General features: G+C 68.4%; 28 protein-coding genes, 1 tRNA gene and 1 pseudogene. 18 read left to right on the top strand and 12 right to left on the bottom strand.

The features are described 5' to 3' along the window. Nucleotides 1-100: 100 nt before the first annotated feature. From AB0H36_RS09730 to AB0H36_RS09710, 5 genes are all read left to right on the top strand, one after another. The gene (locus tag AB0H36_RS09730) at nucleotides 101-1,303 is read left to right on the top strand and encodes a 3,4-dihydroxy-2-butanone-4-phosphate synthase (RefSeq protein ID WP_360519409.1); all 1,203 of its coding nucleotides are present in this window, start codon (nucleotides 101-103) and stop codon (nucleotides 1,301-1,303) included. Further along, nucleotides 1,294-1,992 carry a class I SAM-dependent methyltransferase gene (locus AB0H36_RS09725; RefSeq protein WP_360519406.1) on the top strand — a complete coding sequence of 233 codons (699 nt, stop codon included), beginning with the start codon at nucleotides 1,294-1,296 and terminating at the stop codon, nucleotides 1,990-1,992. The genes AB0H36_RS09730 and AB0H36_RS09725 overlap by 10 nt, the downstream gene beginning before the upstream one ends. 61 nt (nucleotides 1,993-2,053) lie before the next feature. Continuing rightward, nucleotides 2,054-2,452 carry a cyclic nucleotide-binding domain-containing protein gene (locus AB0H36_RS09720; RefSeq protein WP_360519403.1) on the top strand — a complete coding sequence of 133 codons (399 nt, stop codon included), beginning with the start codon at nucleotides 2,054-2,056 and terminating at the stop codon, nucleotides 2,450-2,452. Then, entirely contained in the window at nucleotides 2,442-3,422 is a 981-nt protein-coding gene (locus AB0H36_RS09715) for an adenylate/guanylate cyclase domain-containing protein (RefSeq protein WP_360519400.1), read from the top strand. Before AB0H36_RS09720 ends, AB0H36_RS09715 begins: the two co-directional genes overlap by 11 nt. A 15-nt stretch (nucleotides 3,423-3,437) precedes the next feature. Further along, nucleotides 3,438-4,157, top strand: a complete 720-nt coding sequence (locus tag AB0H36_RS09710) for a GNAT family N-acetyltransferase (protein ID WP_360519397.1) — start codon at nucleotides 3,438-3,440, stop codon at nucleotides 4,155-4,157. On the opposite strand, the gene AB0H36_RS09705 is transcribed toward AB0H36_RS09710, so the two are convergent. The 5 genes from AB0H36_RS09705 to AB0H36_RS09685 form a co-directional block, all read right to left on the bottom strand. Then, nucleotides 4,151-5,653, bottom strand: coding sequence for an SMI1/KNR4 family protein (locus AB0H36_RS09705; RefSeq protein WP_360519394.1), 1,503 nt, complete (start codon nucleotides 5,651-5,653; stop codon nucleotides 4,151-4,153). The two genes, AB0H36_RS09710 and AB0H36_RS09705, sit on opposite strands and share 7 nt — an antisense overlap. Continuing rightward, nucleotides 5,650-6,531 (bottom strand): hypothetical protein, encoded by an 882-nt coding sequence (locus tag AB0H36_RS09700; RefSeq protein WP_360519391.1) that lies wholly within the window; start codon nucleotides 6,529-6,531, stop codon nucleotides 5,650-5,652. The genes AB0H36_RS09705 and AB0H36_RS09700 overlap by 4 nt, the downstream gene beginning before the upstream one ends. 63 nt (nucleotides 6,532-6,594) lie before the next feature. After that, complete coding sequence (locus AB0H36_RS09695) at nucleotides 6,595-7,785, bottom strand: hypothetical protein (RefSeq protein ID WP_360519388.1); 1,191 nt, start codon at nucleotides 7,783-7,785, stop codon at nucleotides 6,595-6,597. Continuing rightward, entirely contained in the window at nucleotides 7,782-8,111 is a 330-nt protein-coding gene (locus tag AB0H36_RS09690) for a PadR family transcriptional regulator (RefSeq protein WP_360519385.1), read from the bottom strand. Before AB0H36_RS09690 ends, AB0H36_RS09695 begins: the two co-directional genes overlap by 4 nt. 254 nt (nucleotides 8,112-8,365) lie before the next feature. After that, complete coding sequence (locus AB0H36_RS09685; RefSeq protein ID WP_360519382.1) at nucleotides 8,366-8,890, bottom strand: hypothetical protein; 525 nt, start codon at nucleotides 8,888-8,890, stop codon at nucleotides 8,366-8,368. Nucleotides 8,891-8,978: 88 nt separating this feature from the next. Between AB0H36_RS09685 and AB0H36_RS09680 the strand changes: the two genes are divergently transcribed. Continuing rightward, nucleotides 8,979-9,905: a helix-turn-helix domain-containing protein gene (locus AB0H36_RS09680; protein ID WP_360519379.1), complete on the top strand. Its 927-nt coding sequence runs from the start codon at nucleotides 8,979-8,981 to the stop codon at nucleotides 9,903-9,905. Between the two features lie 9 nt (nucleotides 9,906-9,914). On the opposite strand, the gene AB0H36_RS09675 is transcribed toward AB0H36_RS09680, so the two are convergent. Further along, nucleotides 9,915-10,838 (bottom strand): RNA polymerase subunit sigma-70, encoded by a 924-nt coding sequence (locus tag AB0H36_RS09675; protein ID WP_360519376.1) that lies wholly within the window; start codon nucleotides 10,836-10,838, stop codon nucleotides 9,915-9,917. A 115-nt stretch (nucleotides 10,839-10,953) separates the two neighbouring features. Here AB0H36_RS09675 and AB0H36_RS09670 point away from each other — a divergent pair, with 115 nt between their 5' ends. After that, the gene (locus AB0H36_RS09670; RefSeq protein ID WP_360519373.1) at nucleotides 10,954-11,655 is read left to right on the top strand and encodes a DUF899 family protein; all 702 of its coding nucleotides are present in this window, start codon (nucleotides 10,954-10,956) and stop codon (nucleotides 11,653-11,655) included. A 99-nt stretch (nucleotides 11,656-11,754) separates the two neighbouring features. On the opposite strand, the gene AB0H36_RS09665 is transcribed toward AB0H36_RS09670, so the two are convergent. Further along, nucleotides 11,755-11,955, bottom strand: a complete 201-nt coding sequence (locus tag AB0H36_RS09665) for a hypothetical protein (RefSeq protein WP_360519370.1) — start codon at nucleotides 11,953-11,955, stop codon at nucleotides 11,755-11,757. Nucleotides 11,956-12,387: 432 nt separating this feature from the next. On the opposite strand from AB0H36_RS09665, the gene AB0H36_RS09660 reads away from it, so the two are divergent. Together AB0H36_RS09660 and AB0H36_RS09655 are read left to right on the top strand one after the other, a co-directional pair. After that, on the top strand, nucleotides 12,388-13,587 hold the full coding sequence (locus AB0H36_RS09660; RefSeq protein ID WP_360519367.1) for a helix-turn-helix domain-containing protein: 1,200 nt from the start codon (nucleotides 12,388-12,390) through the stop codon (nucleotides 13,585-13,587). 18 nt (nucleotides 13,588-13,605) lie between these two features. Continuing rightward, complete coding sequence (locus AB0H36_RS09655) at nucleotides 13,606-14,178, top strand: flavoprotein (protein WP_360519364.1); 573 nt, start codon at nucleotides 13,606-13,608, stop codon at nucleotides 14,176-14,178. 114 nt (nucleotides 14,179-14,292) lie between these two features. On the opposite strand, the gene AB0H36_RS09650 is transcribed toward AB0H36_RS09655, so the two are convergent. Both AB0H36_RS09650 and AB0H36_RS09645 read right to left on the bottom strand, forming a co-directional pair. Further along, nucleotides 14,293-15,237, bottom strand: coding sequence for a CocE/NonD family hydrolase C-terminal non-catalytic domain-containing protein (locus tag AB0H36_RS09650; RefSeq protein ID WP_360519361.1), 945 nt, complete (start codon nucleotides 15,235-15,237; stop codon nucleotides 14,293-14,295). A gap of 227 nt (nucleotides 15,238-15,464) precedes the next feature. Further along, complete coding sequence (locus AB0H36_RS09645) at nucleotides 15,465-15,815, bottom strand: hypothetical protein (protein ID WP_360519358.1); 351 nt, start codon at nucleotides 15,813-15,815, stop codon at nucleotides 15,465-15,467. 98 nt (nucleotides 15,816-15,913) lie between these two features. On the opposite strand from AB0H36_RS09645, the gene AB0H36_RS09640 reads away from it, so the two are divergent. Continuing rightward, the gene (locus AB0H36_RS09640; protein WP_360519355.1) at nucleotides 15,914-17,074 is read left to right on the top strand and encodes a helix-turn-helix transcriptional regulator; all 1,161 of its coding nucleotides are present in this window, start codon (nucleotides 15,914-15,916) and stop codon (nucleotides 17,072-17,074) included. A 152-nt stretch (nucleotides 17,075-17,226) separates the two neighbouring features. Here the strand turns inward: AB0H36_RS09640 and AB0H36_RS09635 are convergent, their stop codons facing one another. Then, entirely contained in the window at nucleotides 17,227-19,170 is a 1,944-nt protein-coding gene (locus AB0H36_RS09635) for a Xaa-Pro dipeptidyl-peptidase (RefSeq protein ID WP_360519352.1), read from the bottom strand. 145 nt (nucleotides 19,171-19,315) lie between these two features. Here AB0H36_RS09635 and AB0H36_RS09630 point away from each other — a divergent pair, with 145 nt between their 5' ends. Next, entirely contained in the window at nucleotides 19,316-20,329 is a 1,014-nt protein-coding gene (locus AB0H36_RS09630) for a LacI family DNA-binding transcriptional regulator (RefSeq protein WP_360519350.1), read from the top strand. Between the two features lie 33 nt (nucleotides 20,330-20,362). After that, on the top strand, nucleotides 20,363-21,265 hold the full coding sequence (locus AB0H36_RS09625; protein WP_360519347.1) for a 1,4-dihydroxy-2-naphthoyl-CoA synthase: 903 nt from the start codon (nucleotides 20,363-20,365) through the stop codon (nucleotides 21,263-21,265). Nucleotides 21,266-21,272: 7 nt separating this feature from the next. On the opposite strand, the gene AB0H36_RS09620 is transcribed toward AB0H36_RS09625, so the two are convergent. Continuing rightward, on the bottom strand, nucleotides 21,273-21,701 hold the full coding sequence (locus AB0H36_RS09620; RefSeq protein WP_360519344.1) for a nuclear transport factor 2 family protein: 429 nt from the start codon (nucleotides 21,699-21,701) through the stop codon (nucleotides 21,273-21,275). Between the two features lie 196 nt (nucleotides 21,702-21,897). Here AB0H36_RS09620 and AB0H36_RS09615 point away from each other — a divergent pair. Together AB0H36_RS09615 and AB0H36_RS09610 are read left to right on the top strand one after the other, a co-directional pair. Beyond that, nucleotides 21,898-22,296, top strand: a pseudogene (locus AB0H36_RS09615) (hypothetical protein); the annotation flags it as partial. 103 nt (nucleotides 22,297-22,399) lie between these two features. Next, nucleotides 22,400-22,873: a hypothetical protein gene (locus AB0H36_RS09610; RefSeq protein WP_360519341.1), complete on the top strand. Its 474-nt coding sequence runs from the start codon at nucleotides 22,400-22,402 to the stop codon at nucleotides 22,871-22,873. 139 nt (nucleotides 22,874-23,012) lie between these two features. Here AB0H36_RS09610 and upp read toward each other — a convergent pair whose 3' ends face one another. Further along, nucleotides 23,013-23,654, bottom strand: coding sequence for a uracil phosphoribosyltransferase (gene upp, locus AB0H36_RS09605; protein ID WP_360519338.1), 642 nt, complete (start codon nucleotides 23,652-23,654; stop codon nucleotides 23,013-23,015). A gap of 103 nt (nucleotides 23,655-23,757) precedes the next feature. Between upp and AB0H36_RS09600 the strand changes: the two genes are divergently transcribed. The 4 genes from AB0H36_RS09600 to AB0H36_RS09585 all read left to right on the top strand — a co-directional run bounded on the left by AB0H36_RS09600 (nucleotide 23,758) and on the right by AB0H36_RS09585 (nucleotide 25,098). Continuing rightward, nucleotides 23,758-23,928 carry a hypothetical protein gene (locus AB0H36_RS09600; RefSeq protein ID WP_360519335.1) on the top strand — a complete coding sequence of 57 codons (171 nt, stop codon included), beginning with the start codon at nucleotides 23,758-23,760 and terminating at the stop codon, nucleotides 23,926-23,928. Between the two features lie 108 nt (nucleotides 23,929-24,036). Further along, the gene (locus AB0H36_RS09595; protein ID WP_360519332.1) at nucleotides 24,037-24,534 is read left to right on the top strand and encodes a tRNA adenosine deaminase-associated protein; all 498 of its coding nucleotides are present in this window, start codon (nucleotides 24,037-24,039) and stop codon (nucleotides 24,532-24,534) included. Nucleotides 24,535-24,565: 31 nt separating this feature from the next. Continuing rightward, the gene (locus AB0H36_RS09590; RefSeq protein WP_360519329.1) at nucleotides 24,566-24,994 is read left to right on the top strand and encodes a nucleoside deaminase; all 429 of its coding nucleotides are present in this window, start codon (nucleotides 24,566-24,568) and stop codon (nucleotides 24,992-24,994) included. Nucleotides 24,995-25,007: 13 nt separating this feature from the next. After that, nucleotides 25,008-25,098: transfer RNA gene (locus AB0H36_RS09585), tRNA-Ser, on the top strand. Nucleotides 25,099-25,215: the final 117 nt, after the last annotated feature.

Raw genomic sequence — 25,215 nt, 5'->3', positions numbered from 1 at the left:
ATCTGCTGGTGTGACTGGTTTTCATCCGTGTGCACTTCCGATCGGGTCCCGCGCCTCCGGCGGGGGACCAGGAGACACCGCCACAGCCGGAGAGCGAAGCATGTTCACAGGAAGAATTGAGCACACGGCCACGGTCGTCGAGGTCGCCGGCGATGTCCTGCGGGTGAAGTCCGCGATCGCCGTCGCCCCGGGTGGCGCGGTGTGTCTGGACGGGGTCAGGTTCACTGCGGAGCCGGCCGGCGCCGGCGAGGTGCGGGTGAGCGTGACGGACGAGACCAGGCGCCGTACGACGCTGGACCGCATCTCGGCCGGTACGACGATGAACGTCGAGCTCCCGATCGCGGCCGGCGACCGGATCGACGGGCACCTGGTCCAGGGGCACGTCGAAGGGGTCGGCAAGGTGCTTCGGGTCGCCGCCGAACCGGCCGGGCGCCGGGTCTGGATCAAGCCGCCGGACCGCCTGCTCGCCAAGCTGGTGGCGAAGACCTCGGTCGCGATCGACGGCGTCAGCATCACCGTGGCCGAGGTGCTGAAGGACCGGTTCTCGGTCGTGCTCGTGCCGAACACATTGGAGAAGACCACGCTCGGCGCGCTGGCCGAAGGCGATCGGGTCAACCTGGAGAGCGATCTGCTCGTCCGGATGGCCCGCGACGGGCAGGGTCCCGATCTCCTGAAAGCGGTCAGCCAGTTGCCATGGGCGGGTCAGCTCAGTGGGGAGATCGGCGTGCAGAAGGTCGTCGCGCAGATCGCCGCCGGTGGTGGCGTCGTGGTCTGGGACCCGACCGCGGAGAGCGAGGGCGATGTCGTCTTCGCCGGTGAGCGGTTCCGGCCGCAGGCGATGACGTTCCTGCTGACGAACGCTTGTGGACACACGACGATCCCGTGTGCGGCCGACGTACTGGAGCGGTTGGAGATCCCGCCGATGCCGGGCGAGGGCGACCGGCAGGGTACGGCGATGCACGTGTCGATCGATCTGGCGTCCGCCGCCGGGACCGGGGTGTCCGCGGCCGAGCGGGCGGCGACGATCCGCCGGCTGGCGGCGGCGGACGCCGTACCGACGGACTTCCTGCGGCCGGGGCACGTGTTCCCGCTGGCCGCGCGACCCGGGCTGCTGGCCGAGCGGCTCGGGCACACCGAGGCGACGGTCGCGCTGTGTCGTGCGGCTGGGCTTGCGCCGGTAGGCGTGTGCTGCGAGGTGATGCGGCCGGACGGGGTGATGGCTGGGCCGGCTGACCTGGAGCAGTTCGCGTTGCGCTGGGAGTTGCCGATGATCGACATCCACGACCTGGTTCGGTGGCTGTGAACGGCGCCGAGTTGTACGACGATCCGGTCTTCCTCAGCGGGTATCGAGAGTTGCGGCGGGACGGCCTCGGGCTCAACGACGAGCTCGAGATTCCGGCGATGAACGCCGTACTGCCGCCGGTCGAGGGGCTGCGGGTCGTGGATCTCGGGTGCGGCGAAGGCGGTCTGGCTGTTCGGCTGGCTGCGGGTGGAGCTGAGGTGATCGCGGTCGATGCGTCGGAGCAGATGCTGGCGGCTGCGGAGCGGCATCCCGCAGTGCGTTATGTCCGGGCGGATCTGGCCGACTTCGACCTTCCGTCCGGATCGGTGGACCTGGTGGTAAGCAGCCTGGCGTTGCACTACGTCGAGGACTTCGTGGGCCTGGTCGGGCGGGTTGCGCAGTGGCTGACGCCGGGCGGGTCCTTCGTGTTCTCGGTCGAGCATCCGGTGGTGACGGCCCCACTGACCGCGGCCGATTGCGTGGTCGACGACTACGCGGACGAGGGCCCGCGGCAACGGATGTGGTTCGTCGACGGTGTGATCAAGTATCACCGCACGATCGGGACCTTGCTGGGAGTGCTGCGGGAGCAGGGATTCCGCCTGGAGGTGGTGGACGAACCGGTGCCGACCCGTGCGCAGGTCGAGCGTCATGCGCATCTCGCCGTACACCGGCGTCGGCCGGCGTTACTCCTGGTCGCGGCCGTCCGTTAGAGTTACTGACTGGAAACATCGGCTGATCGCCGGGGTGGCCCGGCGGGCTCGGAGGATCGACGTGGCTTTGGGTAGGACATCCCCGCGGGACCTGCCGTTATTCGCGGATCTGTCCGGACGCGACATCAGGGACATCTTCAAGGCCGGCGAGGAGGTCTCGGTGCCGGCCGGCTGGTCGCTGATCCTGGAGCAGACCCCACCGGACGCGGCGTACCTGATCCTGAGCGGCACAGCCGCGGTCCGGGTGAAGGGCGAGCAGATCGCCGAGCTCGGCCCGGGTGACATCGCCGGCGAGGTGGCGGTCCGGAAGAACACGTTGCGGACGGCAACGGTGACGGCGAAGTCGCGGCTGCAGCTGCTGCACTTCACCCGGGAGAAGTTCGACGACCTGACCAACCGGCTGCCGGCCTTCCGGGACGCGATCGACGCCACCATCGCCGAGCGCCGTGGTGGCTCCTGACACTGCGGAGCCTGCCGATCCGGCTGCCGTGCAGCGGGACTTCGAGCAGGCGCTGCTCGGCGGCGAGCGGAAGTTCACCCGGATCCAGGTGTCGGAGCGCGCCGGGATCTCGATCGCCCGCGCCGAGCGGATGTGGCACGCGCTCGGGTTCGCGACCGTGCCGGACGACGAGGTCGCCTTCACCGACGGCGACGTCGAGGCGTTGCGGCTGGTCGCGGCCCTCGAGGACGACGGGTTCATCGACCCCGAGCTGGAGTCCTCGCTGGCCCGCAAGCTAGGCCAGACCCAGTCCCGGCTCGCGTCCTGGCAGTCCGCGATGTTCCTGGAGTTCCTCGGCAACTCGAAGCTGTCGGCCGACGAGGCGATCGAGGTGGCCGGGCTGCTGCTCCCGGCGATGGAGCGGCTGCAGACGTACGTCTGGCGCCGCCACCTGGCCGCGGCGGCCGGTCGGGCGGTGGCGGGTTCGGACCAGTTGGCGCGCGGGATCCGCGCGGTCGGGTTCGCCGACATCGTCAGCTACACCCGGCTGGCTCGTCGGCTGAGTGAGGTGGAGCTCGGTCAGCTGATCGAGCGCTTCGAGGGCACGGCCGCGGACGTGGTCGCGCTGAACGGCGGCCGGGTGATCAAGTCGATCGGCGACGAGGTGCTGTTCGTCACCGACACCGCCGCGCAGGGCGCCGCGGTCGCTCTCGCCTTGCAGGACGCCGTCACCGTGGCGGGCGACCTGCCCGAGCTGCGCATTGGTCTTGCCTACGGCAACATCCTGATCCGGCTGGGCGACGTGTACGGCGAGGTGGTCAACCTGGCCGCCCGCCTCACCTCGGAGTGCAAACCCGGCCGTGTCCTCGCCGACCGCGAGCTGGCAGCGGCGCTCGACGGCCACCCCGACTACCGGTTGCGCCGGCTCCGGCGAGTCTCGGTCCGCGGCTACCACCACCTGGTCCCGTACGCCGTGCAACGCGCGGAGTGAGTCAGAATTGCCCGTGTGCGCGAGATTCTGACGACGGCCGACTTGGCGAAGGCGAGTGCCGGCGATCCGCTGATCGTCTGGGCCGGGCAGGGCCTCGGTCCGGGCGTCCGAGCCTGGTACGACGGGGACGCGGTGGCCGTCGCTGCGCCTGACCTCTCCAAGCGGGACCGTCTCGCGGTCCTCGGCCCGGCGGACGCGGTCGCGCGTCTCGCGGTCGAGGTCTTCGCCGAGGTGGGGACGAGCTTCCGTCCGTTCGGCGACGAGCAGTCGATCCGGGAGCTCGCCGACCGGGTGCCTGGGCTGTCCTTCACGGCTGCCTTCGGCTGGATGGATACCGCAGAGCTTTCCGTGGTGACCACCACGGCGGCCTGGCTTGACGGCGACGACGGTGTCGAGGCGCTACTCACCGAGGCCGGGCCGTCGTCGTACGCGTGGCCCGGGCGTTCCGGCGTACGGCGGTGGGCGGCCGTGACCGGTGATCGCGGGGAGCTGCTGAGCATCGCGGCGGATGCGTGGAGTGCGCCGGAGATCGGGTTCCTGGCCGGTGTTGCGACCGCACACGTTGCCCGCGGCAAAGGCTTGGCCCGTGAGGTGTGTGGGTTCGTCACGGACGAGTTGGTGAAGCGTCACGGGCGCGCCGGCCTGATGGTTGACCGCGACAACGCTGCCGCCATCGCGGTCTACCACCGTCTCGGCTACACGTACCGGTACGTGGCTGCGGCGGGCTTTCAGTAGGTCCCGTGGTGGCGGGACGGGTCGTCTGGCGAGAATCGGGCGGCCCAGGTGGTTGCGTCGGCGAAGGTCGGGTCGCCGAGGAGGCCGGCGGCGGCGAGATTTGGTGGGGCGGTGGCCTGTTGCCACTGGTCGGCGCGGAGGCCGAGGTACTTCAGGTGGGCTAGTTCCTCCAGCACCTGGTAGTCCTGCGCTACCGCCTTCGAGAGGTCCAGCGACTGCAGTGCCGGCAGGGTGCGCAGCGGGGTGAGGTCGACCGGTAGGCGGGTCTGGATCTTGAGGCGGCGCAGCGTCGGGTGACCGCTCAGCGCGCTCAAGTCGATCTGGTCGAGGCCGATGAAGAGCTCCTCGACCGGGGTGTCCTGGAGTGGCGCGAGGTCGGCGGAAGCGCAGTTCGTCAGGGCGACGTGCCAGAGGACGGGCAGGCCGCGGACCGGCTCGAGGTCAACCTGGAAGGCGTTCTTCACGCGCAGATCCTGGATGCCGTCGTGCACGCCTCGAAGTGGAACGGCATGGCCGTTGACTTCGAGCAGGACGGGGTCGTTTTCGACCGTGTTCCAGTTCGTGGTGACCACGCCGTTGGACTCGGTGTAGTCGCCTCGGTCCAGCGCCTCGACGTGCAGCCGTAGCAGCGTGGTCACCGAGTCGGCGACGTAGACCGGGCCAGGGTGGTCCTTGCCGATCCGGACGACCTGTCCCGGACTGCCTTGTGGACCTGGATCCAGGTCGACGGCGAGGAAGTTGCCGAAGGTGTCACCGGCGAACGGGATCCACGCCGGCCAGTCGACTGCTCGCCGTACTGCCAGGGCCGGAACGCAGTCGAGCTGTGGCGGGCTGGACACCTCGGTCGCCCAGTCGCGCTCGCCCCACCACCGCTCGAGGGGCGGTGCCGCGACCGACTCGAGCCCGAACCACACGTGGTTGTCGAAGATCCCGGCGCCGCCGTCGCCGTCGTTGACGGAGCAGAGCGCGAGCAGGTCCGGAGGCAGGTCGGATTCGTCCGCCTGCACCGGCGGAGGCAGCTTGCCGAACAGCTCACCCGGTTTCCGGTCCAGGATCCGCTCGACGTGGGCGACGTACCGGTGCAGGAGCTCGACGGCCTCGGCCGGGTCACCTGCTGGTACGGCGTTCGCCGGGCCGGACTGGAGCTCGGCGGGCTCGAAAGGCAGGTCGTAGGCGTCGAAGACGTAGAGGTAGCCGGGGTTGAGCTCTTTGAGCGACTCGCTGGTGACAGCCTCGTACTCGCCGGAGGCGTGGACGACGAGGTCGAGCAGGACGGAGTCGACCGCATCGACCGCCTCGTGGAGCTGGGTGAGCTGCTTGTGGAGCCGCTCGTCGTCGCCCTCCCGGTAGGGGCCGTCGTCGGGCTGGTAGCGGGGGCCGCTGCGGTAGGACCAGGTTTCGCCGACTGTCGCGGTCAGCGTGGCCTGCTGCCAGCCTTCCGGTCCGTCCTCCGCGACCGTGCGTGCGATCGCTCCGAGGAGGTCGTCCGCCTTCACGCGCCGTTGTTCCAGGCGGAGTCGGCGAGGATGGCTCGCTCGTCGTCGGTGGCCGGACGGGTCCAGAGAACGCCGGGCACCTCGGAGGCCACCATGCGGGCCAGCAGACCGCGCAGGAGGTCGATCGGCGGTGTCTGCGGCTGGGCCTGCCGGGCTTGGCCGTAGTGGTCCAGCACGCGGCCCAGGTCCAGGACCAGGTGGTTGGTGTGCCGGCTCCGGTCCGCCTCCATCCGTTCGCGGGCCCGGTCGAAGGCTTCCTCGTCCGACGCGCCGTGCTGCCTCGCGTGCTCCGCCTGGTCGGACATGGCGTCCCGCTCCTCGCGCAGGCTGAGCCCGGTCGCATGGACGACTGCTTCGACCATGCTGTCGCCGTTCCACGATCCGCCGGTGACTCGCTGGTCGTTGTGCTGCATCAGCACGTCCATCACCAGGTCAGCGAACTCCGAGCCGTCCATCCCGTCGACGCCTTCGGCGGGGCACCAGCCGTCCCGCAGGTGCAGGACCCCGGGCTGCTCCCGGTCGGCGAACTCGTCGAGCAGCCGCCCGACCGCGCTCACCGGGTACGACACCGCATCCGGGCCGAGGGCAACGAACCGCTGGGCGAGCAGGTAGAGCGAGATGACGCAGTGCGGCGCGAACAGCATGAGCTGCCCGCTGCTGCCGTCGACGGAGACCGGGCCGTCCTTGCTCTTGTGATACGCCTGCACGCCGGACATCAGAGCAGTCTCCTGCTCCTCGGCCAGCGCGGACTCCCAGTCCCACTTGCGTTCCACCGCGAACTCTTCGTCCAGCTCGTCGTCAGGACCGCGGAGCAACCACCACAGCGCCAGGGCGATGAGCAGGACGACGACGGCAACGATTCCGAGCACGATCCACACAAGGCGTTCCTCACACGACGGGCGACAAGGCCCGTCACCCTAGTGTGTGGTGGGGTTCACTGTTCAGCGCGTGGGCTGGACGGTCAGGGTCACGCTGGTGCTTGGGGTCGTCGTCGGTTTGGTGCTCACGCTTGGTGTCGTGCTGGCGCTCGGCGTGGTTGTGGTGGCCGGGGCCGGTGGCGGGGAGAACGAGGCCTTGTCGGAGTCCTTGCAGGTCCGCGGCTCCATGCCGGCCCCGTCGTCGATCATCACGGGCAGCGGAAAGCTGTTGCTGGTGGCATCGGCGTTGTCGAAGTACGTCGCGCAGTCCTGCTTGCGCAGGCTGATCGGAGAGCCGTCCTGGTCGTACAGCCGGACCGGCACCTGCTTGCCCTGGGCATCGAACGGGTAGATGTTCGTGACCGGCGTGCCGTTCAGGACCAGGCCGTCCTGGTACGACGCCGACCTCCCGCTGTAGTCGTCGTACCCGTTGAGGAAGCCGAACGACGCGCCCATGTAGGCGGCGGCCAGGAAGGCCGGCACGGCGACGGTCGCGACGACGTTGAGCGGTACGACGTACCAGAGCCAGCGCGCGTCCTCCTGGGTCTTGCGGCCGATCCAGATCGACACCGCGGCGCCGGCCAGCGCGCCGACCACCGTGACCGCGCCGGCGCCGAACAGCGCGAAGAAGCCACCGCCGCCGGTGGCGCCGCGGGCGACCCACCAGACCGGCTGGCCGATGGTGACCAGCTCGCGGCGGACGTTCGGCGGGATCTGGTCGACCAGGCCGCGGACGGCCTCGGCGCCCTGCGCGCCGCGGGGCGTCTCGAGCACGATCCGCGGATCGTGGCCGCGCAGAGCGCGGACGCCGAGGTAGGCCGCGGCGAACAGCACGCCGAAGCCGAGAACCCCGAAGAACAAGGTCTCCTCGTGTGACCACGCGAAGATGCCGATAGCAACGAAGAACGGTCCCACGGTCGCCGCGATCAGGCCCCAGCGGAGCGCCTTCCGGGCTGCGTCGCGATCGGCGACCGGCTGCGTGCGGGGCGGGTAGCCGGCTGCGGTCCGCAGCTCGTCGGCGTACTCCCGCGGTGTCCCGAGCCGCTCCTGCAGGCCGGCGGTGGTCGGCTCGTGCTCGAACTCGGCCGCCACCTCGGTGAGGTGACCGCTGACGTCCTCGAGCACGTCCTCCAGCTCGCCCGGCGGCAGATCGCTCAGCTCGGCCCGCACCTGGGCCAGGTAGATCGCGACGGCTCCGGTCAGCGTGCTGTTCACGCGGCCTCCTCCTCCGACAGCAGCACCGACATCGTGTCGGCGAAGTGGTTCCAGGTCTTGGTCGACTGGGCCAGCATGTCCAGGCCGGTCTTGTTCAGCCCGTAGTACTTCCGGTGCGGCCCCTCCTCACTGGGCTGCACGTACGACGTCAGCGCCCCGGCCGCGAACAGCCGCCGCAACGTCCCGTACACCGACGCGTCCGCGACATCCTCCAGCCCCGCCTGCCGCAACCGCCGCAACACGTCGTACCCGTACCCGTCGGCATCCCGCAACACCGCGAGCACCGCCAGATCCAGCACACCCTTGAGCAACTGGCTCGTATCCACACCAACCTCCTCACCCACCAGAAGACCGCGGCCTCCAGTCCTACACCGACCACACTACTACACAATGCGCAGTACTCCACAACACACCACATACCCACGCACCGCCACGCCCGCTCCTACGTCGCGTGCTCGCCGCGCTCGCACCCACCCGCCCTTCTGCGCGCTACCGCGCGCCCCCGCGCGCTGCCGCCCGCAAGTCGACCACCCCGTAGACCCGCCGACCTGTGGATCTCCAAACCAGCGTGGTCGCGGGTCTAGTCGCTCGAACCGTCAGCCGAGAGCAGCCTGATGCGGCTGCGGAGTTGGCGTGGGTAGTAGAGGCCGGAGTGCAGCAGCAGGGCGGCCGATGTGCCGTAGATCAGGGCCCAGAGCGAGCCTGACACCGCGGAGCCGACGGCGTTGAGCGCCATCAGCGCGCCGATCGCGGATCTGATCCGAGGGCCCGGGATCCAGGTGGATGTGGACCCCAGCTCGTGCGAGGCGATCCGGAGCGCCGCCGCCCGGACTTCGGGGTCGGACGGCACCGGTCCCCGTCGAGCGGCGCGGTGCGCGAGCTCCAGCTTCTCGGCCGGCAGGTCACCCTCGACCTCCGCGAGCTCGCGCCGTATCCGCGGCTCGAACCGCCACATCGCAAAGCCGAACAACACACCGCCGAACGCGGCAAACCCAACTGTTGTCGCCCAGCTCGCCCCGTCGGTCCTGACGAAGACGCCGATCCCCGCCGCGCCGATCAGACCGCACGCCACCGATCCACGCCACCCGGAGAAGAACCTCTGCACCGGCCAATCATCCAGATCGGCGCCCCGGCGCGCCAGGTCCGCAATTTTGATCAAGTGCTGTGGGAGGTGGGGCGGGCACAGTAGGGGGATGGTGGATGTGTTCGAGGAGTTCGTGGCGGTGGTGGCTGAGGGGTTGGCCGCGCCGGGCGAGCTGGTGGGTGGGGCGGATCTGGCGGGGCGGGTGCATCTGTCGCGGTTCCACTTCGACCGGGTGATCGGGGCGGTGGCGGGCGAGTCGCCGTACGCGTTCCGGAGACGGGTTCTGCTCGAGCGGGCGGCGTACCGGCTGCTGGCGGAGGACTCGCCGGTGCTCGACGTCGCGGTGGAGGCCGGGTACGGGTCGCACGAGGCGTTCACGCGGGCGTTCGTGCGGGCCTATGGGATGTCGCCGCGGGAGTGGCGTCGGGAGTCGTCGCGGGTGTTCTTCCTGTCGGCGCCCAGCGGGGTTCATTTTCAGCCACCGGCGGGCCTACGGCTGCCGGCGCGGAAAGAGGTGAGAGGGATGGATGTGCTGGTCCGGATGGTCGAGCACCACGTCTGGCTGACCGGCGAGATGATCGAACGCGGCGCCCGCCTGGACGCGGCCACGCTCGACCGGCCGATCGAGCTCTCGGTGGAGGGAATCGACGACGACATCTCGATCCGGTACCTGCTGGACCGGCTGGTCTGGCAGGAGGAGATGTGGCTGGCGTCGGTCGAGGACCGCCCGTTCAAGGTCCCCGAGTGCGGCCGCCAGGTCGTCACCCCGATCCCCGAGCTCCGCGAACGCCATGCGCTCGCCGGCTCCCGCTTCGTTGCCCTGATCAACCAGCTGAACGACGAGGGCCGCTTCGACGAGTCCTTCGTCGACACCACCTGCGAACCACCGCGCGTCTTCACGTACGGCGGCATGGTCGCCCACGTCCTCACCTTCGCCGCCCACCGCCGCTCCCTCCTGATCGGCGCCTTCTACACCGCCGGCATCACCGACCTGGGCTTCGGCGACCCCATGCACCACGTCGCCGAAGGCAAGTAGCCACCCTGCTCAAGAGTCGCCGGGGCCGATGCTCGCCGGCATTCCGAACGCTGCGACGTGATGAGCTCCGACGAAGGCGTTGCTCGCCACGATCCGCCCGTTCGCGATCGTGAGTACGTCGACGACCGTTGCGTCGTACCGTTCGCTGCCGGGGTGGCGGAGGTAGCAGATCAGCGCAGGCCGGCCGTTCGCGGCGGACGGGAACGTGCGCCAGTCGAGGGGACGGCCGAGGAACTCGGCGGCCGCCTCGCGGCCCACGACCGGGGGATCCGGCGGCATGGTGATGCGGACGTCCTCGGCCAGCAACTCCCGGAAGCCGGCCGGATCCGTCGCGGCGGCATAACGCCGCAGGATCTCCTCGTCCGCGCTGGTCAGCGGCGGCCTACGCCAGTCCCGCGGATCACCTGGCGCATAGTGCCGGATGGTCTTCCGGGCCCGCTGGATCAGACTGTTCACCGCCGGTACGGCGAGTTCGAGCCCGTCGGCGATCTCGGCCGGGGTCCAGCCGGAGACGTCACGCAGTACGAACGCCGCTCGCTGCCGCGGCGGCAGGTACCTCAGCGCGGCGATCAGCGCGAGCTCGATGGTCTCCCGGGCCGCCACGTCCGACGGCGGGTCCCCGCCCAGTAGCGAGTCGGGATACGGGCCGATCTCGGTGGACCACTCCATCGGGTCGCCGACCGGCAGGGTCCGCCGCTCCGCTGCCTTCCGGTGGTCGAGGTAGACGTTGGTGGCGATCCGGAAGAGCCAGGTCCGGAGGGACGCCCGTCCTTCGTACTGCGCGCGGGAGCGCCAGCCCCGCAGAAAGGTCTCCTGGACGAGGTCGTCCGCGTCCGCGACATTCCCGGTCAGGCGGTAGCAGTGCGCGTGCAACGGCCGCCGGTGCTCCTCGAACGCTTCCCGGAACCACGCCTCGTCCGCGGTGCTCGCCATCCGCTCGGACCTCCTCCCGCCCGCCGGGTACGCCGTCGCGGAGAAAGTGCGATGACGATCCGCCTGGTCGCTCGTCCGTATTCATAACACCTGACGACTACACCTGGAGGAACCCATGACCGCACTGCCGCCGATTGTCGACCGCGAGACCTGGTGCCGCGAACGCCGTACCCTCCTCGATCGGGAGAAGGCCCACACCCGCGAGGGCGACGCGATCGCGGCGGTACGGCGCCGGCTGCCGATGACCGAGGTCGACGCCTCCGTCACCCTGATCGGGGAGAGCGGCCCGGTGTCCTTCCTGGACGTTTTCGACGGCCGCGATCAGCTGATCGCGTACAAGCACATGTGGCACACCGGCGCGGGGATCGAAGGCCAGTGCGTGGGCTGCACCGCGAGCATCTTCGACGTCCACGACGCGAGCTACCTGAACCATCGGGGCGTGTCGTTCGCCATCTTCTGCGAGGGACCGTGGGAGGAGATCGCGCCGTTCCGCGAGTTCATGGGCTACACGTTGCCGTGGTACTCGATGCTCGGCGTCGACGACCGCGGCGTCGGACCCGGCCTCATCGACGAGCCGGGCAACATCGCCTGCTACCTGCGCGACGGCGAGCGCGTCTTCCTCACCAACGAGATTGTAGGCCGCGGCGTCGAAACGACCATGCTGCAGGCCCACCTGCTCGACCTCACGGTCTACGGCCGCCAAGAAGCCTGGGAAGACTCTCCCGCCGGCTGGCCCCAACACCCCACCGCCACCTGGTGGACGAAATCCGGCCGCCCCGTCCCCCAATGGACCAGGCCAGGTGATCTCTCCACATGATGTGCTCCTCGGAGGTTCGGAGTTGTGGGTCCTGGTGGTGAGCGGGGCTGCCGCGGATTGCGGCATCGGCACGGCAGCCCCGCCGCTTGTGGCTTCGAGTCAGTCGCGGGGGTCGTACGGTCGGTCTGTCGGGTCGGCCGTCTCGTTCTCGGGTATCCGATCGCAGCGGACCTGATCGTTCGGATAGAGAACCCTCAGTACAGACGCGTATTGCTCGGCCAGTTCGATCGGCGCGATGCGGCTTGCTATCACGACATCGCCGCGGACGACGCGCACGCGCCAATAACGCCGCGCGGTCACAGCGCTGAGGTTCGTGCTAGTTCGTTCGTCACGGACAGATCGCCGAACTGTTGGCGAGCAACTGCCTCGTAACGGGCCGAGTCGTGCAGGTCTCCGATCCAGTCCGTTATCAGGTGTTCGCCAAGCCACAGGCGCACGCGTCTCCACTCGGTTTCACGCTCCCCGTTTGCCGCCGTCGTTCGCACTGCGCTCTCCCACCTCTATGCGTTCGCCGTCGAGATGGCGCTCTCCACGTAGCCATCCTTCGAACGCCGGCCGACTCTGTTCGGGGCAACGCCGGACGTACTCTGCGATCTCGTCCTCGCTCAGGTCGTTCACATCCGTCGCCCCTCCTGTAACCAGCTCGTCGCGTACCGTAGATAGTGGTGCAGACTTGGTTGCCTGAACTGCCACAGAACCGTCACAGCCGCCCGTGCGTCGGAGGAGTGGGCCATGAGCGAAACGAAGGCCACGAGGATCGGTCGTCGAATCGCTGAACTGCGGAAGATTCACGGAGCGACGCAGGTCGGCCTGGCTCAAAAGGCGAACGTGTCCGAATCGGCGATCCGGAAGATCGAGGCGGGCGACCGGGCGGCTTCGCCGGCCATGGTCGCTGCTCTCGCCCGAGCCCTGAACGTCAACATCACGGACATCACCGAGCAGCCGTACGGCGCCTGGAATGCAAGCCCGGAGTCTGACCAGGCAGCTGTTCCCGCCTTGCGTCAGGCACTGGTCGAGGGCGATGACCCGGACTTGGACGTCCCTCGACGTAGCCTCGCCGAACTTCGGGTTGACGTCGCCAAGCTCAAGGAGTGGGACCGCCGCACCGAACATGCCGCGGTGATTCGCGCGCTTCCGGACTTGCTCAGGCATCTCCATCGCGCTCACAACGACGCGTCGACGGCCGAGAGTCCGGTCGCGGCGGAGTTGTTGGCGTCGACCTACTGTTTCGCCGTGATCGGGCTCTACCGGCTGGGCCACCTGGATCTGGCACACCTTGCGGACGAGCGTGCTCGCCGACTTGCGGACCGCGGGAACGACCCGCTGAGGTCAGCAACCGCGGAATGGCACCACGCACTGATATTGCTCTGCGACGGGTCCTATCGTGCCGGGTTGCGGGCCATCAGCCGGGCCCAGGAGGTAGTTGGCGAGGCGCCGGACATCGAGGCCGCGCAGGCCTTGCGAGGAGCTCTGCACCTCCGCGGATCAATCCTTGCCGCACGAATGACCGATACCGACCTGGCGGACGCATACCTTGCCGACGCCGAACGGCTAGCTGCTCCGAAACAGGAAGCGGCGAACTACTACGGGACCAAGTTCGGCCCGACCAACGTCGATATCCACCGTGTGGCCGTACCCGTCGAAATGGCCGACGGCACGACCGCCGTCGCTCGGGCTGCCAAGATCAAGCTCCCGGTCGACACTGCGCCGAGTCGATCCGGTCACTACTGGATCGACCTGTCCCGGGGTTGGCTTCTGCATGGTGATCGTCGGCGGGCCCTGGAGGCGCTCAACATTGCTCGTGGAATCGCTCCGTTGCTCACCCGGTACCACCCTCAGGTTCATGAGACCGTACAGTCGCTGGCGATCAGCGACTCGCGGATGACTGTCAGCCTTGCTCGCTTCGCGGCTTGGTGCGGCATTCGCACCTAGCATCGGAGAGTTCCGACCATGAGTGCGCAGCAGCCGCCCGTCCTCTATGCGATCGTCACTGGGTCTCCTGCGGCGAGGGATGTCGGGAAGTTGGTGGATCTCGCGCAGGCCGATGGGTGGGAGGTGTGTGTGATCGCATCTCCCAACGGGCGTCAGTTCATCGATGTCGACGCGTTGGCGGCGAAGACCGGCCATCAGGTGCGTAGTTCGTACAAGGATCCTGATGCTCCGGATGTGCTGCCGGCCGCGGACGCGATGATCGTTGCTCCGATCACCTGTAACAGCTTGGCGAAGTGGGCGGCGGGCATCTCGGACACGTTGCCGCTGGGGCTGCTGGTCGAGGCGGTGGGAAAGGGGCAGCCGGTGGTCGCGATGCCGTTCTCGAACTGGGCGCAGATCGGATTTCCTGCTGTGCAAGAGGCGATGGCGAAGCTGTCCGGCTGGGGCGTGACGGTGCTGGTCGGCGACGAGGTCTACAAGCAGCACGATCCCGGGACAGGGGAACGGTACATCCATCTGTTTCCTTGGCAGCTTGCCTGGGATGCGCTGCTGGCTCATCCAGCCGGCCAGAACACGCGGGAGACACCGTGAACCGGTGGGTTTGAACAGGTTATTGCGTGTTCAAGCGCGCTGGACGGTGTGCGGGCCAACGACTCGTGACCACTGTGGTCCACGCGTCGGCGACGCTGCGGGGTCAGACCATGGTCAGTTCTTTTGGTCGTGGAGGTCGGGGCGGTGGGTGGGGGTTGTGATGTCTACGTCGATGGGTTGGGGCTTGGTGGGGGCGGTGAGTTTGCCGGAGGTGGCGGGGAGGTTGAGTTTGGAGCCGGCGAGGTCGATGTCGATGGTGGCGCCGGTGTCGTTGGGGCTGGTCCACTCGGTGTCGCTGAGGGTTACGGCGAGGCCGAGGATGCGGCCCTTGGGGATGACCTCGTCCTGGGCGCGGAGGGGGACGGTGACGGTGGTCCACTGGCCGGGGGTGAGCGGGGTGGGCTTGCTCAGGGACTTGCTGTGGGCGGCGTCGATCCAGCCGCGGGAGACGATGCCGTGGTCGGTTTCGGTGGTGAGCTTTTCGACCGTGTAGTAGCAGGCGTCGTCGTACGACGTGCTCTCACCTTCACACGTGCTGTCGTCGGTACGGCGGATGCCGGAGAACCGATCGGCCTCGCCGTAATCGATCAGCAATGGGTGGTAGCCGGCCGTTGCGAGGTGGCGCCGGGCGTCGTCGACCGATTGTGGGTCGATGCCGATGCTCACGACTTGTGTGTCGCCGAGGCGCTCCGACAGCAGGGCTGCGTTGTAACCAATGCCGGTCCCGACCTCGAGGACGGTCTCGTCGCCGGACAGGTCGAGCGCCTCGAGCATGGTCGCCATCAGACTCGGAGCCGTGGAGGACGAGGTGACGTCATCCTTGGTCACCAGGTGCGTATCCGAGTAGACCGTGCGCAGCCACTGGTCGCCTGCAGACACATCGATCTGCGCTGAACCCTCGCTGGTGTTCTGGTAGAACCGCGGAACGAAGAGATGCCTCGGCGCGGCCGCGAATGCAGCCCGCCAAGCTGCATCCGTGATCGAGCCATCCGCGGCGAGCGCCCCGACCAGCGTCCTCCGCAGTTCCGGAGCCCACTGATCGATGACCTGCTGATTCATCGGCTACTGATCTCCAGGAAGTCCGTGATCGCCGCAGCGATCGGGTCACGCAGTTGCGGGACAAATGCCACGACCCACGGCATCGCTGCCGGCCGGCTCCAGCATGCTGACGGGCAATCGATCGCGATCTCTCCACGTAGGTTCCTTCTTGAACGGCTGCATCTGACGGACCGGCTGGTGGGCGGGACCGGCGCGGATCCACGAATCGACGCGCCGGCCCCGCCTGCTCAAGTGGTGGTTCGAGTGCAGAGCACTGGGGTGTGCAGCGCTGCCTCGAGCTGCTTCTGGATCGCGATTGGATGGCCGAAGACCGAGAAGTGCGCGAGGCTGGGAACCGCGATCGCAGCAGCTTTGTCGTCGAGGGCAGCTGTCACAAGCGCGCTGAGAGCATCGGGTGCGGTCTCCACCCGTTCCATGAAGATCTTGCCGAGCCGGTAGTCATTCTTCTTGGCGAAGGCCGCGAAACCCGCACGGATCTCGGCCTTTTCGGCGGCAGTCATCAGGAGGTGCTCGCGGAAGTACCCGTGCAGCACCGGCAGGTCTCTTGCTGCATCCGAGTCAGGTGCGTCCTTGGCCATGCTCTCACCATGACGGGTAGCCGTGTGGTTACGGACTGTTCGCGTGTATTCCCCGGGAAGAGGCGACAGGAATACGGACCACGGGGGACACTCGGTTTGTGACGTTCGGCGAGCGGGTGCGTGAGTATCGCGACCATCGGGGTTGGTCGTTGGGGGATTTGGCGCGGGCTACGCATTACAGCCGGGGGCATTTGAGCAACGTCGAGAATGGGCGGAAGGCGCCGACGGAAGAGCTGGTGCGGGCGTGTGACCGGGCGTTGCGGGCCAAGGGTGAATTGATCGGTGCGTTCGAGGCTGAAGCGGTAGCTCGTCTGGATCTGACGCCGTGGGAGACGGCTGAGTTGGTGCAGCGGATGCAGGCGAGTGACACCACTTCTCGGACGCTCGAGACGTTGCATGCGGCCGTCGAGGAGCTGTGTTGCCAGTACAACCGGCGTGATGCGTTGGAGCTCCGACGGGAGGCGCACACCTGGCTTCAGCATGTCGCCGAGCTCCTGCATCGGCCGATCGGACTGAAGGCGCATCAGGAACTGCTGGTCGCCGGCGGATGGCTTGCACTGCTCGCTGGGTGCGTCGAGTACGACCTGGGGTTGCGTTCGGCGGCGGAGGCCACGCGTACGGCGGCTGTTCAGCTGGGCGTCGAGGCTGAGCATCACGAGATCGTCGGGTGGGGTCATGAGATGACCGCGTGGTTTGCGCTGACGCAGGGGCGGTTCAGGCAGGCGGTCGACGCTGCGCGGCGAGGACAGGAGGTCGCGAAGTTCTCCAGCGTCCATGTCCAGCTGATTGCTCAGGAGGCGAAAGCCAAGGCGCGGCTCGGCGAATCGGGTCTTGGGGAGCTGCTCGAAACGGGCCGCGCGATGCTGGAGCGCCTTCCGTACCCGGACCGGCCGGACAATCACTTCAAGGTCGATCCCGCGAAGTGGGACTACTACAGCATGGACGTCCATCGGATCGGTAGGGACAACGACCGTGCTCGCGCGCACGCGCAGACGGTCATCCGGGACAACATCGCACCGGACGGCACCGAGTTGAGTCCGATGCGGATCGCGGAGTGCCGGTTGACACTGGGGTTCGTCGCGGGACGGGAAGGCGATCTCGAGCAGGCGGTCGGGCTGGGCCTCGACGGACTCCGAGACGGTCGGCAGAGCCGAGTCCACCTGATGATGGTCGCCGGCGAGCTGGACCAGGAACTACGGTCGCGTTATCCCGCCGAGAGTTTGGTGCACGACCTGAGCGAGGCACTCCGGGCAGTCTGACGGCAGCGACCTGGTGTACGACGGGGGATGTCGTAGGAACCGGTGGGTTTGAACAGGTCATTGCGTGTTCAAGGGCGCTGGATGGTGTGCAGGCCGACGACTCGTGACCACTGTGGTCCACGCGTCGGCGACGCTGCGGGGTCAGACCATGGTCAGTTCTTTTGGTCGTGGAGGTCGGGGCGGTGGGTGGGGGTGGTGATGTCTACGTCGATGGGTTGGGGCTTGGTGGGGGCGGTGAGTTTGCCGGAGGTGGCGGGGAGGTTGAGTTTGGAGCCGGCGAGGTCGATGTCGATGGTGGCGCCGGTGTCGTTGGGGCTGGTCCACTCGGTGTCGCTGAGGGTTACGGCGAGGCCGAGGATGCGGCCCTTGGGGATGACCTCGTCCTGGGCGCGGAGGGGGACGGTGACGGTGGTCCACTGGCCGGGGGTGAGCGGGGTGGGCTTGCTCAGGGACTTGCTGTGGGCGGCGTCGATCCAGCCGCGGGAGACGATGCCGTGGTCGGTTTCGGTGGTGAGCTTTTCGACCGTGTAGTAGCAGGCGTCGTCGTACGACGTGCTCTCGCCTTCACACGTGCTGTCGTCGGTACGGCGGATGCCGGAGAACCGATCGGCCTCGCCGTACTCGATCAGCCGGGCAGTGATCGGCGTGGTCGTGGAGTCGGCCTTGATCTTCAGCGTGACGGACGCGCTGCCGCTGATCCGGATCGGGGCGGGCAGCGGCGCGGACAGGAACATCTGCCGGCCGGCGATCACCTCGGACGGGTCGGAGACGATGTCGTCCTCGGTCAGCTCCGGGTCGTCGGTGACGGTGACCGTTCCCTTGCCGGGGGCACCTAGTTTGCCGGCGGCCAGCGGGACGCCGACGGTGCGGTTCACGGCCGGCCAGGTCTTGTAGTCGCGCCAGACGTCGGGGGCCGTCTCGATCGAGGCCATCGGCTCCTTCATGACGCCGTTCTGCAGGCCCTGCAGCCAGTAGTCGAACCACTTGTGCAGCTCGTCGACCCACTCGTCCCGGCGGAACTCGAACGGGTCGACGTGGTCCTCGAGGCCGAGCCACAGCTTGCGCGGCACCTTGTTCTTGGCGAGTGCGGTCCACCACTGCGAGAAGTGGTTGGTCTGCACGTTGTAGTCACTCAGCCCGTGCGTGATGAAGACCGACGCCTTCACCTTGGACGCGGTCCGCAGGTAGTCCCGCTCGGCCCAGAACGACGTGTAGTCGCCGGTCTCGTCGTCGTCGTTGTCCCCGAGGTCCGCGCGGACGGCGTCGCAGGCGGGCGAGTCGTGGCCGACATAGCTGCCGAGCCACGGCATGTAGTCGTCGGAGTACGGCACGCCGCCGGAGCGGGTGTAGTCGTACCAGGAGGAGATCGCGGAGATCGGGACGATCGTCTTCAGGCCGTTGACGCCGGTCGCGGCGACTCCGTTGGCCAGCGTGCCGTCGTACGACTTGCCGATCATGCCGACCGCGCCGCTGGACCAGGTCGCCTCGACGTCCTGGCCGTCCGCGGTGTGCGCGGTGTTGCGGCCGTTCAGCCAGTCGATCACGGCGACGACCGAGTCGATCTCGTCCTTGCCGCCGACGTCGCCGCAGCCGGTCGACCGGCCGGTGCCGACGATGTCGACGCCGACGACGGCGTACCCGCGCGGGACGAAGTAGTTGTCGTAGAACAACGGCATCTTCTGGATGACGCCGTTCTCGTCGTACGTCTTCTTCTCGCTCTCGTTGCCGCGGCCGCAGCAGGAGTAGTACGGCGACGCGTCCATGATGACCGGGATCCGCAGGCCGGACTGGTCGGTCTCCCGGGGCCGGACGATGTCGACGGCGACGACGTCGTTCTTGCCGTCGGAGTCGGTGTCCATGTTGGTGTCGACGTAGACGGACTCGCGCAGCGCGTCGGAGTAGTCGTAGATCGGCTGCGTGCTCTTGTGCGCGGCATCGACGTACGGCGGCGCCCCTGGGGCCCCCGCGGATGCGCCGGGAGGCGGCGCACTGGGGTCGTCCGGCATCCGAGCAGCCGTCGCGGTACCGGTGACGGTACCCAGGCTGAGCACGGTGGACGAGACCAGGATCGTCACCCTGGCGCGGACGGTCGTCATGGCTGGGAAGGCTAGTCACTCCGGAGGTCCAACGCCAGGTTCTGCCGAGATTGGCAAGCACTTCCCTGCCACACAGAGTAGTGATGGACTGGTTCCGATAAGGTGACGGCCACCACCCAGGGGGAGCGTACGGAAGGGTAGGCCAGTGAATCTGCGAGCACCGGTGACATTGCTGGACGTGGCGCAGCGCGCGGGTGTGTCGGTCGCGACCGCTTCCCGCGTGCTCAACGGCGGGGACCGGGTTCCCCGTCCTGAGCTGCAGGAACGGGTCAAGGCCGCCGCGGACGAGCTCGGGTACACGCCGAACGCGCAGGCCCAGGCGCTGGCCAAGTCGTCGACGAACGTGGTCGGCATCCTGGTGCACGACATCGAGGACCCGTACTTCGCGGCGATCGCGAACGGGGTGATGCGGGCGGCCGACGAGCGCGGCCTGCTGGTGATGATGGCGAGCACGTTCCGTGACGCGGATCGCGAGATTGCTTACCTCTCGTCGCTGCGGGCCCAGCGCGCCCGGGCCGCGGTGATGATCGGCAGCCGGCGGACCGATCCCGACAGCCTGGCCCGGACGGCGAACGAGGTCGAGACGTTCCTGAATTCCGGCGCCGGCCTGGCGCTGGTCAGCCAGTCCGGGATGCCGGCGCACACCATCGAGCCGGACAACCGCTCCGGCGCGGCCGAGCTGGCCCGGTCGCTGGTCGGCCTCGGCTGGCGGAAGTTCGCCGTACTCGGTGGGCCGGACACACTGGCGACCGCCAAGGACCGGCGGGAGGGTTTCGTGGCCGGGCTGGCGGAGGCCGGGCTGCAGCCGGTCGCGGTCGAGGCCGGTGAGTTCACCCGGGACGGCGGGCACGTGGCCGCCGGGGAGTTGCTGGACCGCAAGGTCGACGTGGACTGCGTGTTCGCGGTGAATGACGTGATGGCGGTCGGCGCGATGTCTGCGTTGCGGGCGCGCGGAGTCGACGTACCTAAGGATCTCGGGGTGGCCGGGTTCGACGACATCGCGACGCTGCGGGACGTGTGGCCGGGGCTGACCACGGTCCGGCTGCCGCTGGAGCAGATGGGCCGCCGGGCGCTCGAGCTGGCCATCGCGGGCGGCGAGGCGACCACCGAGACGTTCAAGGCCGAGGTCGTCCTGCGGGAGAGCACCGCCCGGGCCTGAGGGCGTCTGGGGACTCTGAAATATGCTCACGGGGTGACCGTCTCCGAGATCTTCGACGCGTCGGCCTGGAAGCAGGTGGACGGGTTCGACCTGACCGACATCACCTACCACCGCGCGGTCGACGCCGGGGTGGTGCGGATCGCGTTCGACCGGCCCGAGGTGCGCAACGCGTTCCGGCCGCACACCGTGGACGAGCTGTACCGGGTGCTCGACCACGCGCGGATGTCGACCGACGTCGGCTGCGTGCTGCTGACCGGCAACGGGCCGTCGCCGCGGGACGGCGGCTGGGCGTTCTGCTCCGGCGGCGACCAGCGGATCCGCGGCAAGGACGGTTACAAGTACGCCGAGGGGACGACGGCCGAGTCCATCGACCCGGCCAAGGCGGGCCGGCTGCACATCCTCGAGGTGCAGCGGCTGATCCGCTTCATGTCGAAGGTGGTCATCTGCGTGGTCCCGGGCTGGGCCGCCGGTGGAGGGCACAGCCTGCACGTGGTCGCTGACCTGACGCTGGCGTCGGCGGAGCACGCGCGGTTCAAGCAGACCGACGCGGACGTTGCGTCGTTCGACGGCGGGTTCGGGTCGGCCTACCTGGCCCGGCAGGTCGGGCAGAAGTTCGCCCGGGAGATCTTCTTCCTCGGCGACGAGTACAGCGCCGAGGACGCCTACCGGATGGGCATGGTGAACAAGGTCGTGCCGCACGCCGAGTTGGAGGCGACGGCGCTGGAGTGGGGCACGAAGATCTGCGCCAAGTCGCCGACCGCGCAGCGGATGCTCAAGTACGCGTTCAACCTGATCGACGACGGCCTGGTCGGCCAGCAGTTGTTCGCCGGCGAGGCGACGCGGCTGGCCTACGGCACCGACGAGGCCGCCGAGGGCCGCGACTCCTTCCTGGAGAAGCGCCCGGCCGACTGGTCGCCGTACCCGTACGCGTTCTGATCTATCTTTAGCCGGCAGCGGACGACTCGAGCGGCCGGATGCTCGTCGCTTCCGCGAAAGCCCAGGTGTCCGTGTACTGCTGCCACCGCACGACCTTGCCGTGCTCGATGTCCCAGACATGGACGACCTGCACGTTCAAGTCCCGGCCCGTGGGCTGCACAGTGGCGGTGTAGCGCCCTTGCATGACGACCGTGTCACCGCAGGCGTGCAGTCGCTCGACCTCGATCCGGAACGTGTCCCCGAACAGTTCGGGGAAGCGGGCGAACACTCGAGCCACGATCTGATCGTGGCCGTAGATCGGTTCACCCGGCCACAGCGTCACGTGCTCGGCCTCGTTCCATTCCACCTGCGGATCGAGCATCCCCAGCATCTCAGGCAGGTCACCGCGCGCGAATGCGTCGTAGATCGTGCGCACCAAGTGAGTCTGATCGGACATAGCTCCCCCTCCTGACCGCCACCCCAGCGGTACCCCGGCGTGAATGCGCCGTCCTTCGAGTGTCGGCCCGGGTGCCGGTGATTTGAAGGTCTCGCCTCTGCCTGCCGTCGTTCATAACAGTGATGGCTGAGTAATTCTCAGAGACTTCTGTGCGAAGTCGTGACAGTTCGCGGGAGGAGGCTTACGGTCGGGCGGTATGGACAACCTCTCCCGTCGTGGGTTGCTCAGTGGTGCCGGCGCTGTTCTCGCCGCCGGTGCGCTGGGCACATCCACCGCCTCCGCCCGCCCGGTCCGTAGTCTCGGCCTGCCGCCGACGAAGCGCTTCTCCTTGGACGGCCCGGGTGGTGAACTCTTCCGCGGCAAGCCGCTGGCCGACGTCACCGTCATGCAGTCGCTCGCGTTCGACGGGCTGAACCAGCGGCTCTACACCGGCCAGCTACGGTCGGGCAGGCCGGGCACGAGTGGCGACCTCACGCTGACCCAGTTGAGCCTGACCGGCGAGGTCCTCGGGCGGATGTACCTGCTCGGGTACGGCCATGCTGTGTCGATCGGCGCCGAGTCTGTCGGGCGTACGACGTACCTCTGGACCGAGACCGACGTGGATACGGCCAACGCGCGGGCGGCAGATCGCCCGCTTCCGGTGGCAGAACGGGCTGACGTTGACCAAGGACTCACCAGGACTGCGGAAGTGGAAACCGGTGGAGGCGGGCAGCGTGTTCACGCCGTCGGTGGACCAGCGCTACGACCGGCTCGGTGTGCGCTACTCGTTGCCGGACGGCATGCACATCAACGTGTACTCGCTGGCCGCTGCCCGGGCGGGCAACTTCTCGAACCCGCTCGTGTCCTTCAAGCAGCCGGCGATGACGGCCGGAATCGACTTCCAGGGCTGGGCGCTGCACGGCTCGTACGCCTACCTCTGGGAGGGCGAGGCGTACGCCGGGGCGCCCGATCCAGCGTTGGCGACGTCGAAACTCTGGTGCTACGACATGAACTCCGGCCAGGTCGTCGAATCGGCTCGCGTCCTGGACGCCCCGGACCTCACCCACCGCGAGGCCGAAGGTGTCGGCGTCTACACCGACCCCTACGGCCGCTCCCGCCTCTGCTTCGGCTTCGCCTCCGGAGTCGCCGGCGACCGCCGAGCCAACCTCTTCTACCGCAGCCGACTCATCTGACACCACGATCCCGTTCGTTGCCTCCTGCAACGGCAACGGTCATAGCCCCGGCTACCTTTCTTACTGGGCGACGCCGTAGAGGCGGTCGCCGGCGTCGCCCAGGCCACTACTTCTGACAACTTCTTTCTTTCTTTCTTTCTCATTGCGCAACGCCGTACAGCCGGTCGCCGGCGTCGCCCAGGCCGGGGACGATGTAGCCCTTGTCGTTCAGGTGGGAGTCCATGCCGGCGATGACGAGGTTGCACGGTACGGCGAGCTCGGCCAGTTCGCGCTCGATCCGCTCGACGCCTTCGGGGGCGGCCAGCAGGCAGATCGCGGTGATGTGGTCGGCGCCGCGGTCCACCAGGAACTGGATCGCCGCGGCCAGCGTGCCGCCGGTCGCCAGCATCGGGTCGAGCACGTAGCACTGGCGCCCGTGCAGGTCCTCCGGCAGTCGCTCGGCGTACGTCGACGCGGTCAGCGTCTCCTCGTTCCGGATCATCCCGAGGAACCCGACCTCCGCGGTCGGCAGCAGCCGGCTCATCCCCTCCAGCATGCCGAGACCGGCGCGCAGGATCGGCACCACGAGCGGCTTCGGCGCAGTCAGCTTCACGCCCTCCGCCTCAGCGACCGGGGTCTGGACAGTGACCGGCCCGGTGCGGACGTCCCGCGTCGCCTCGTAGGCGAGCAGCGTGACGAGCTCCTCGGTCAGCCGCCGGAAGGTGGGCGAGTCCGTGCGCTCGTCCCGCAGCGCGGTGAGCTTGTGGGCGACGAGCGGGTGGTCCACGACGAGGATCTGCATGGCCGGAACGGTACCGTCGGCGATTCGCGGCGGGAAAGCGCGCTCGCTGCCAGACTTGAAAGTGCACCGGATATGCCCTGCTCGCCCCAACAGGAGCACGCCGATGACCGAGAGCGCCGGTAAGTCGCCCGATCAGCTGGACCGGCTCCGCCGGCGTGCCGCCTTCCTGCGGGAGTTGGAGGAGGCCAAGGCGCTCAGAGACCGGATCGCGCCGCGCCGAGCCCGGGTCCGGCAGCTCCGGGAGGCTATGCGCAGAGCGACGTACCATCACTGATGGTTAGGGGTACTGATGACCGGGGCGGTGGGGTGGGAGTAAGCATCTGATACCGCGTCGAAACCCGAAAACCTCCCGTGCGGGGCGCTTCTCTGCGACGATGAACCGGTGTCTGATGCCACGGCAGGGCCGATGACCACCGACCTCGACTTCGCGGTAGCCGCCTACACCGAGGACGGAGTCTGGAACGTCACACCGCTGGTGCTGCGCGGTGAAGCCGACCTGTCCACCCTGGTGTCCGCGCTCCGGCGCTACCCGGGTGAGGCCGGCGTGCTGGGGATGATCTCGGTCGACGAGGACTTCTTCGTCCTGCTCCGGGTGATCGGCGGCCGGGCCCGGCTGCTGATCTCCGACGTCACCGCGGCCACCGAGTGGCCGCTGGCCCGGCAGGTGGTCGACGAGCTCGACATCCCGCTGGCCGATGACGACGACGAGCAGGTGCCGGCCGGTGACCTGGCGATCATCGCCGACCTCGGGATGAGCGCGATGGACCTGGGCGCGCTGTGCGACGACGTCGACCTCTACCCCGAGGAGATGCTCGAGGAGATCGCCGAGACGCTTGGGTTCGGCAACCAGTTCCACGAGGCGATCGAAGCCGTTGGTTAGCCCGGCGGTGCAGCGCGAGTGGGTGCGGCTGATGACGCTCGCGCTGGCGGAAGGCGAGAAGGCGCTTCCGGACGTGCCGATCGGGGCGGTCGTGGTGGACGCCGACGGCGCGGTGATCGGCCGCGGTCACAACGAGCGGGAGACCACCGGCGACCCGACCGCGCACGCCGAGATGGTCGCGATCCGGGAGGCCGCCCGGCACGTCGGCGAGTGGCGGCTGACCGGCTGCACGCTGGTGGTCACGCTGGAGCCCTGCACGATGTGCGCGGGCGCGATCGTGCTGTCCCGGCTGGAGCGGCTGATCTTCGCGGCGTACGACGAGAAGGCCGGCGCGGTGGGGTCGCTGTGGGACGTGGTCCGGGACCGCCGGCTGAACCACCGGCCCGAGGTGATCGGCGGCGTGATGGCCGACGAGGCGGGTGCGCGGCTGCGCGATTTCTTTATCGGGCACAGACCTTGATAAGGTCACCGGCGGTGGCGTGTCCGAGCGGCCGAAGGAGCGCGCCTCGAAAGCGCGTGACGGGCAACCCCCGTCCGAGGGTTCAAATCCCTCCGCCACCGCCATGCGATTGGATGGTTCCGCACGGAGTGTGGGACCATCCAGTCGCATATCAAGTGCTGTGGGATTTGGGAGGAGCCTGCGACGGTTCCCTCCGCCACCGCCAACCACCCTTTAGGGTG

The organism is Kribbella sp. NPDC050820, from assembly GCF_040653975.1.
GTDB lineage: Bacteria > Actinomycetota > Actinomycetes > Propionibacteriales > Kribbellaceae > Kribbella.
The sequence above is the reverse complement of the archived record's forward strand: the minus strand, read 5'-3'. Positions and strand labels throughout refer to the sequence as shown.

Bases quoted from the DNA above. Each gene is read 5' to 3' on its own strand.
- AB0H36_RS09600 (WP_360519335.1), top strand. From the start codon at position 23,758: ATGACCGAGAGCGCCGGTAAGTCGCCCGATCAGCTGGACCGGCTCCGC.
- AB0H36_RS09675 (WP_360519376.1), bottom strand. From the start codon at position 10,838: ATGGCGAGCACCGCGGACGAGGCGTGGTTCCGGGAAGCGTTCGAGGAG.
- AB0H36_RS09590 (WP_360519329.1), top strand. From the start codon at position 24,566: ATGACGCTCGCGCTGGCGGAAGGCGAGAAGGCGCTTCCGGACGTGCCG.
- upp (WP_360519338.1), bottom strand. From the start codon at position 23,654: ATGCAGATCCTCGTCGTGGACCACCCGCTCGTCGCCCACAAGCTCACC.
- AB0H36_RS09670 (WP_360519373.1), top strand. From the start codon at position 10,954: ATGACCGCACTGCCGCCGATTGTCGACCGCGAGACCTGGTGCCGCGAA.
- AB0H36_RS09655 (WP_360519364.1), top strand. From the start codon at position 13,606: ATGAGTGCGCAGCAGCCGCCCGTCCTCTATGCGATCGTCACTGGGTCT.
- AB0H36_RS09680 (WP_360519379.1), top strand. From the start codon at position 8,979: ATGGTGGATGTGTTCGAGGAGTTCGTGGCGGTGGTGGCTGAGGGGTTG.
- AB0H36_RS09635 (WP_360519352.1), bottom strand. From the start codon at position 19,170: ATGACGACCGTCCGCGCCAGGGTGACGATCCTGGTCTCGTCCACCGTG.
- AB0H36_RS09620 (WP_360519344.1), bottom strand. From the start codon at position 21,701: ATGTCCGATCAGACTCACTTGGTGCGCACGATCTACGACGCATTCGCG.
- AB0H36_RS09730 (WP_360519409.1), top strand. From the start codon at position 101: ATGTTCACAGGAAGAATTGAGCACACGGCCACGGTCGTCGAGGTCGCC.
- AB0H36_RS09645 (WP_360519358.1), bottom strand. From the start codon at position 15,815: ATGGCCAAGGACGCACCTGACTCGGATGCAGCAAGAGACCTGCCGGTG.
- AB0H36_RS09650 (WP_360519361.1), bottom strand. From the start codon at position 15,237: ATGAATCAGCAGGTCATCGATCAGTGGGCTCCGGAACTGCGGAGGACG.
- AB0H36_RS09660 (WP_360519367.1), top strand. From the start codon at position 12,388: ATGAGCGAAACGAAGGCCACGAGGATCGGTCGTCGAATCGCTGAACTG.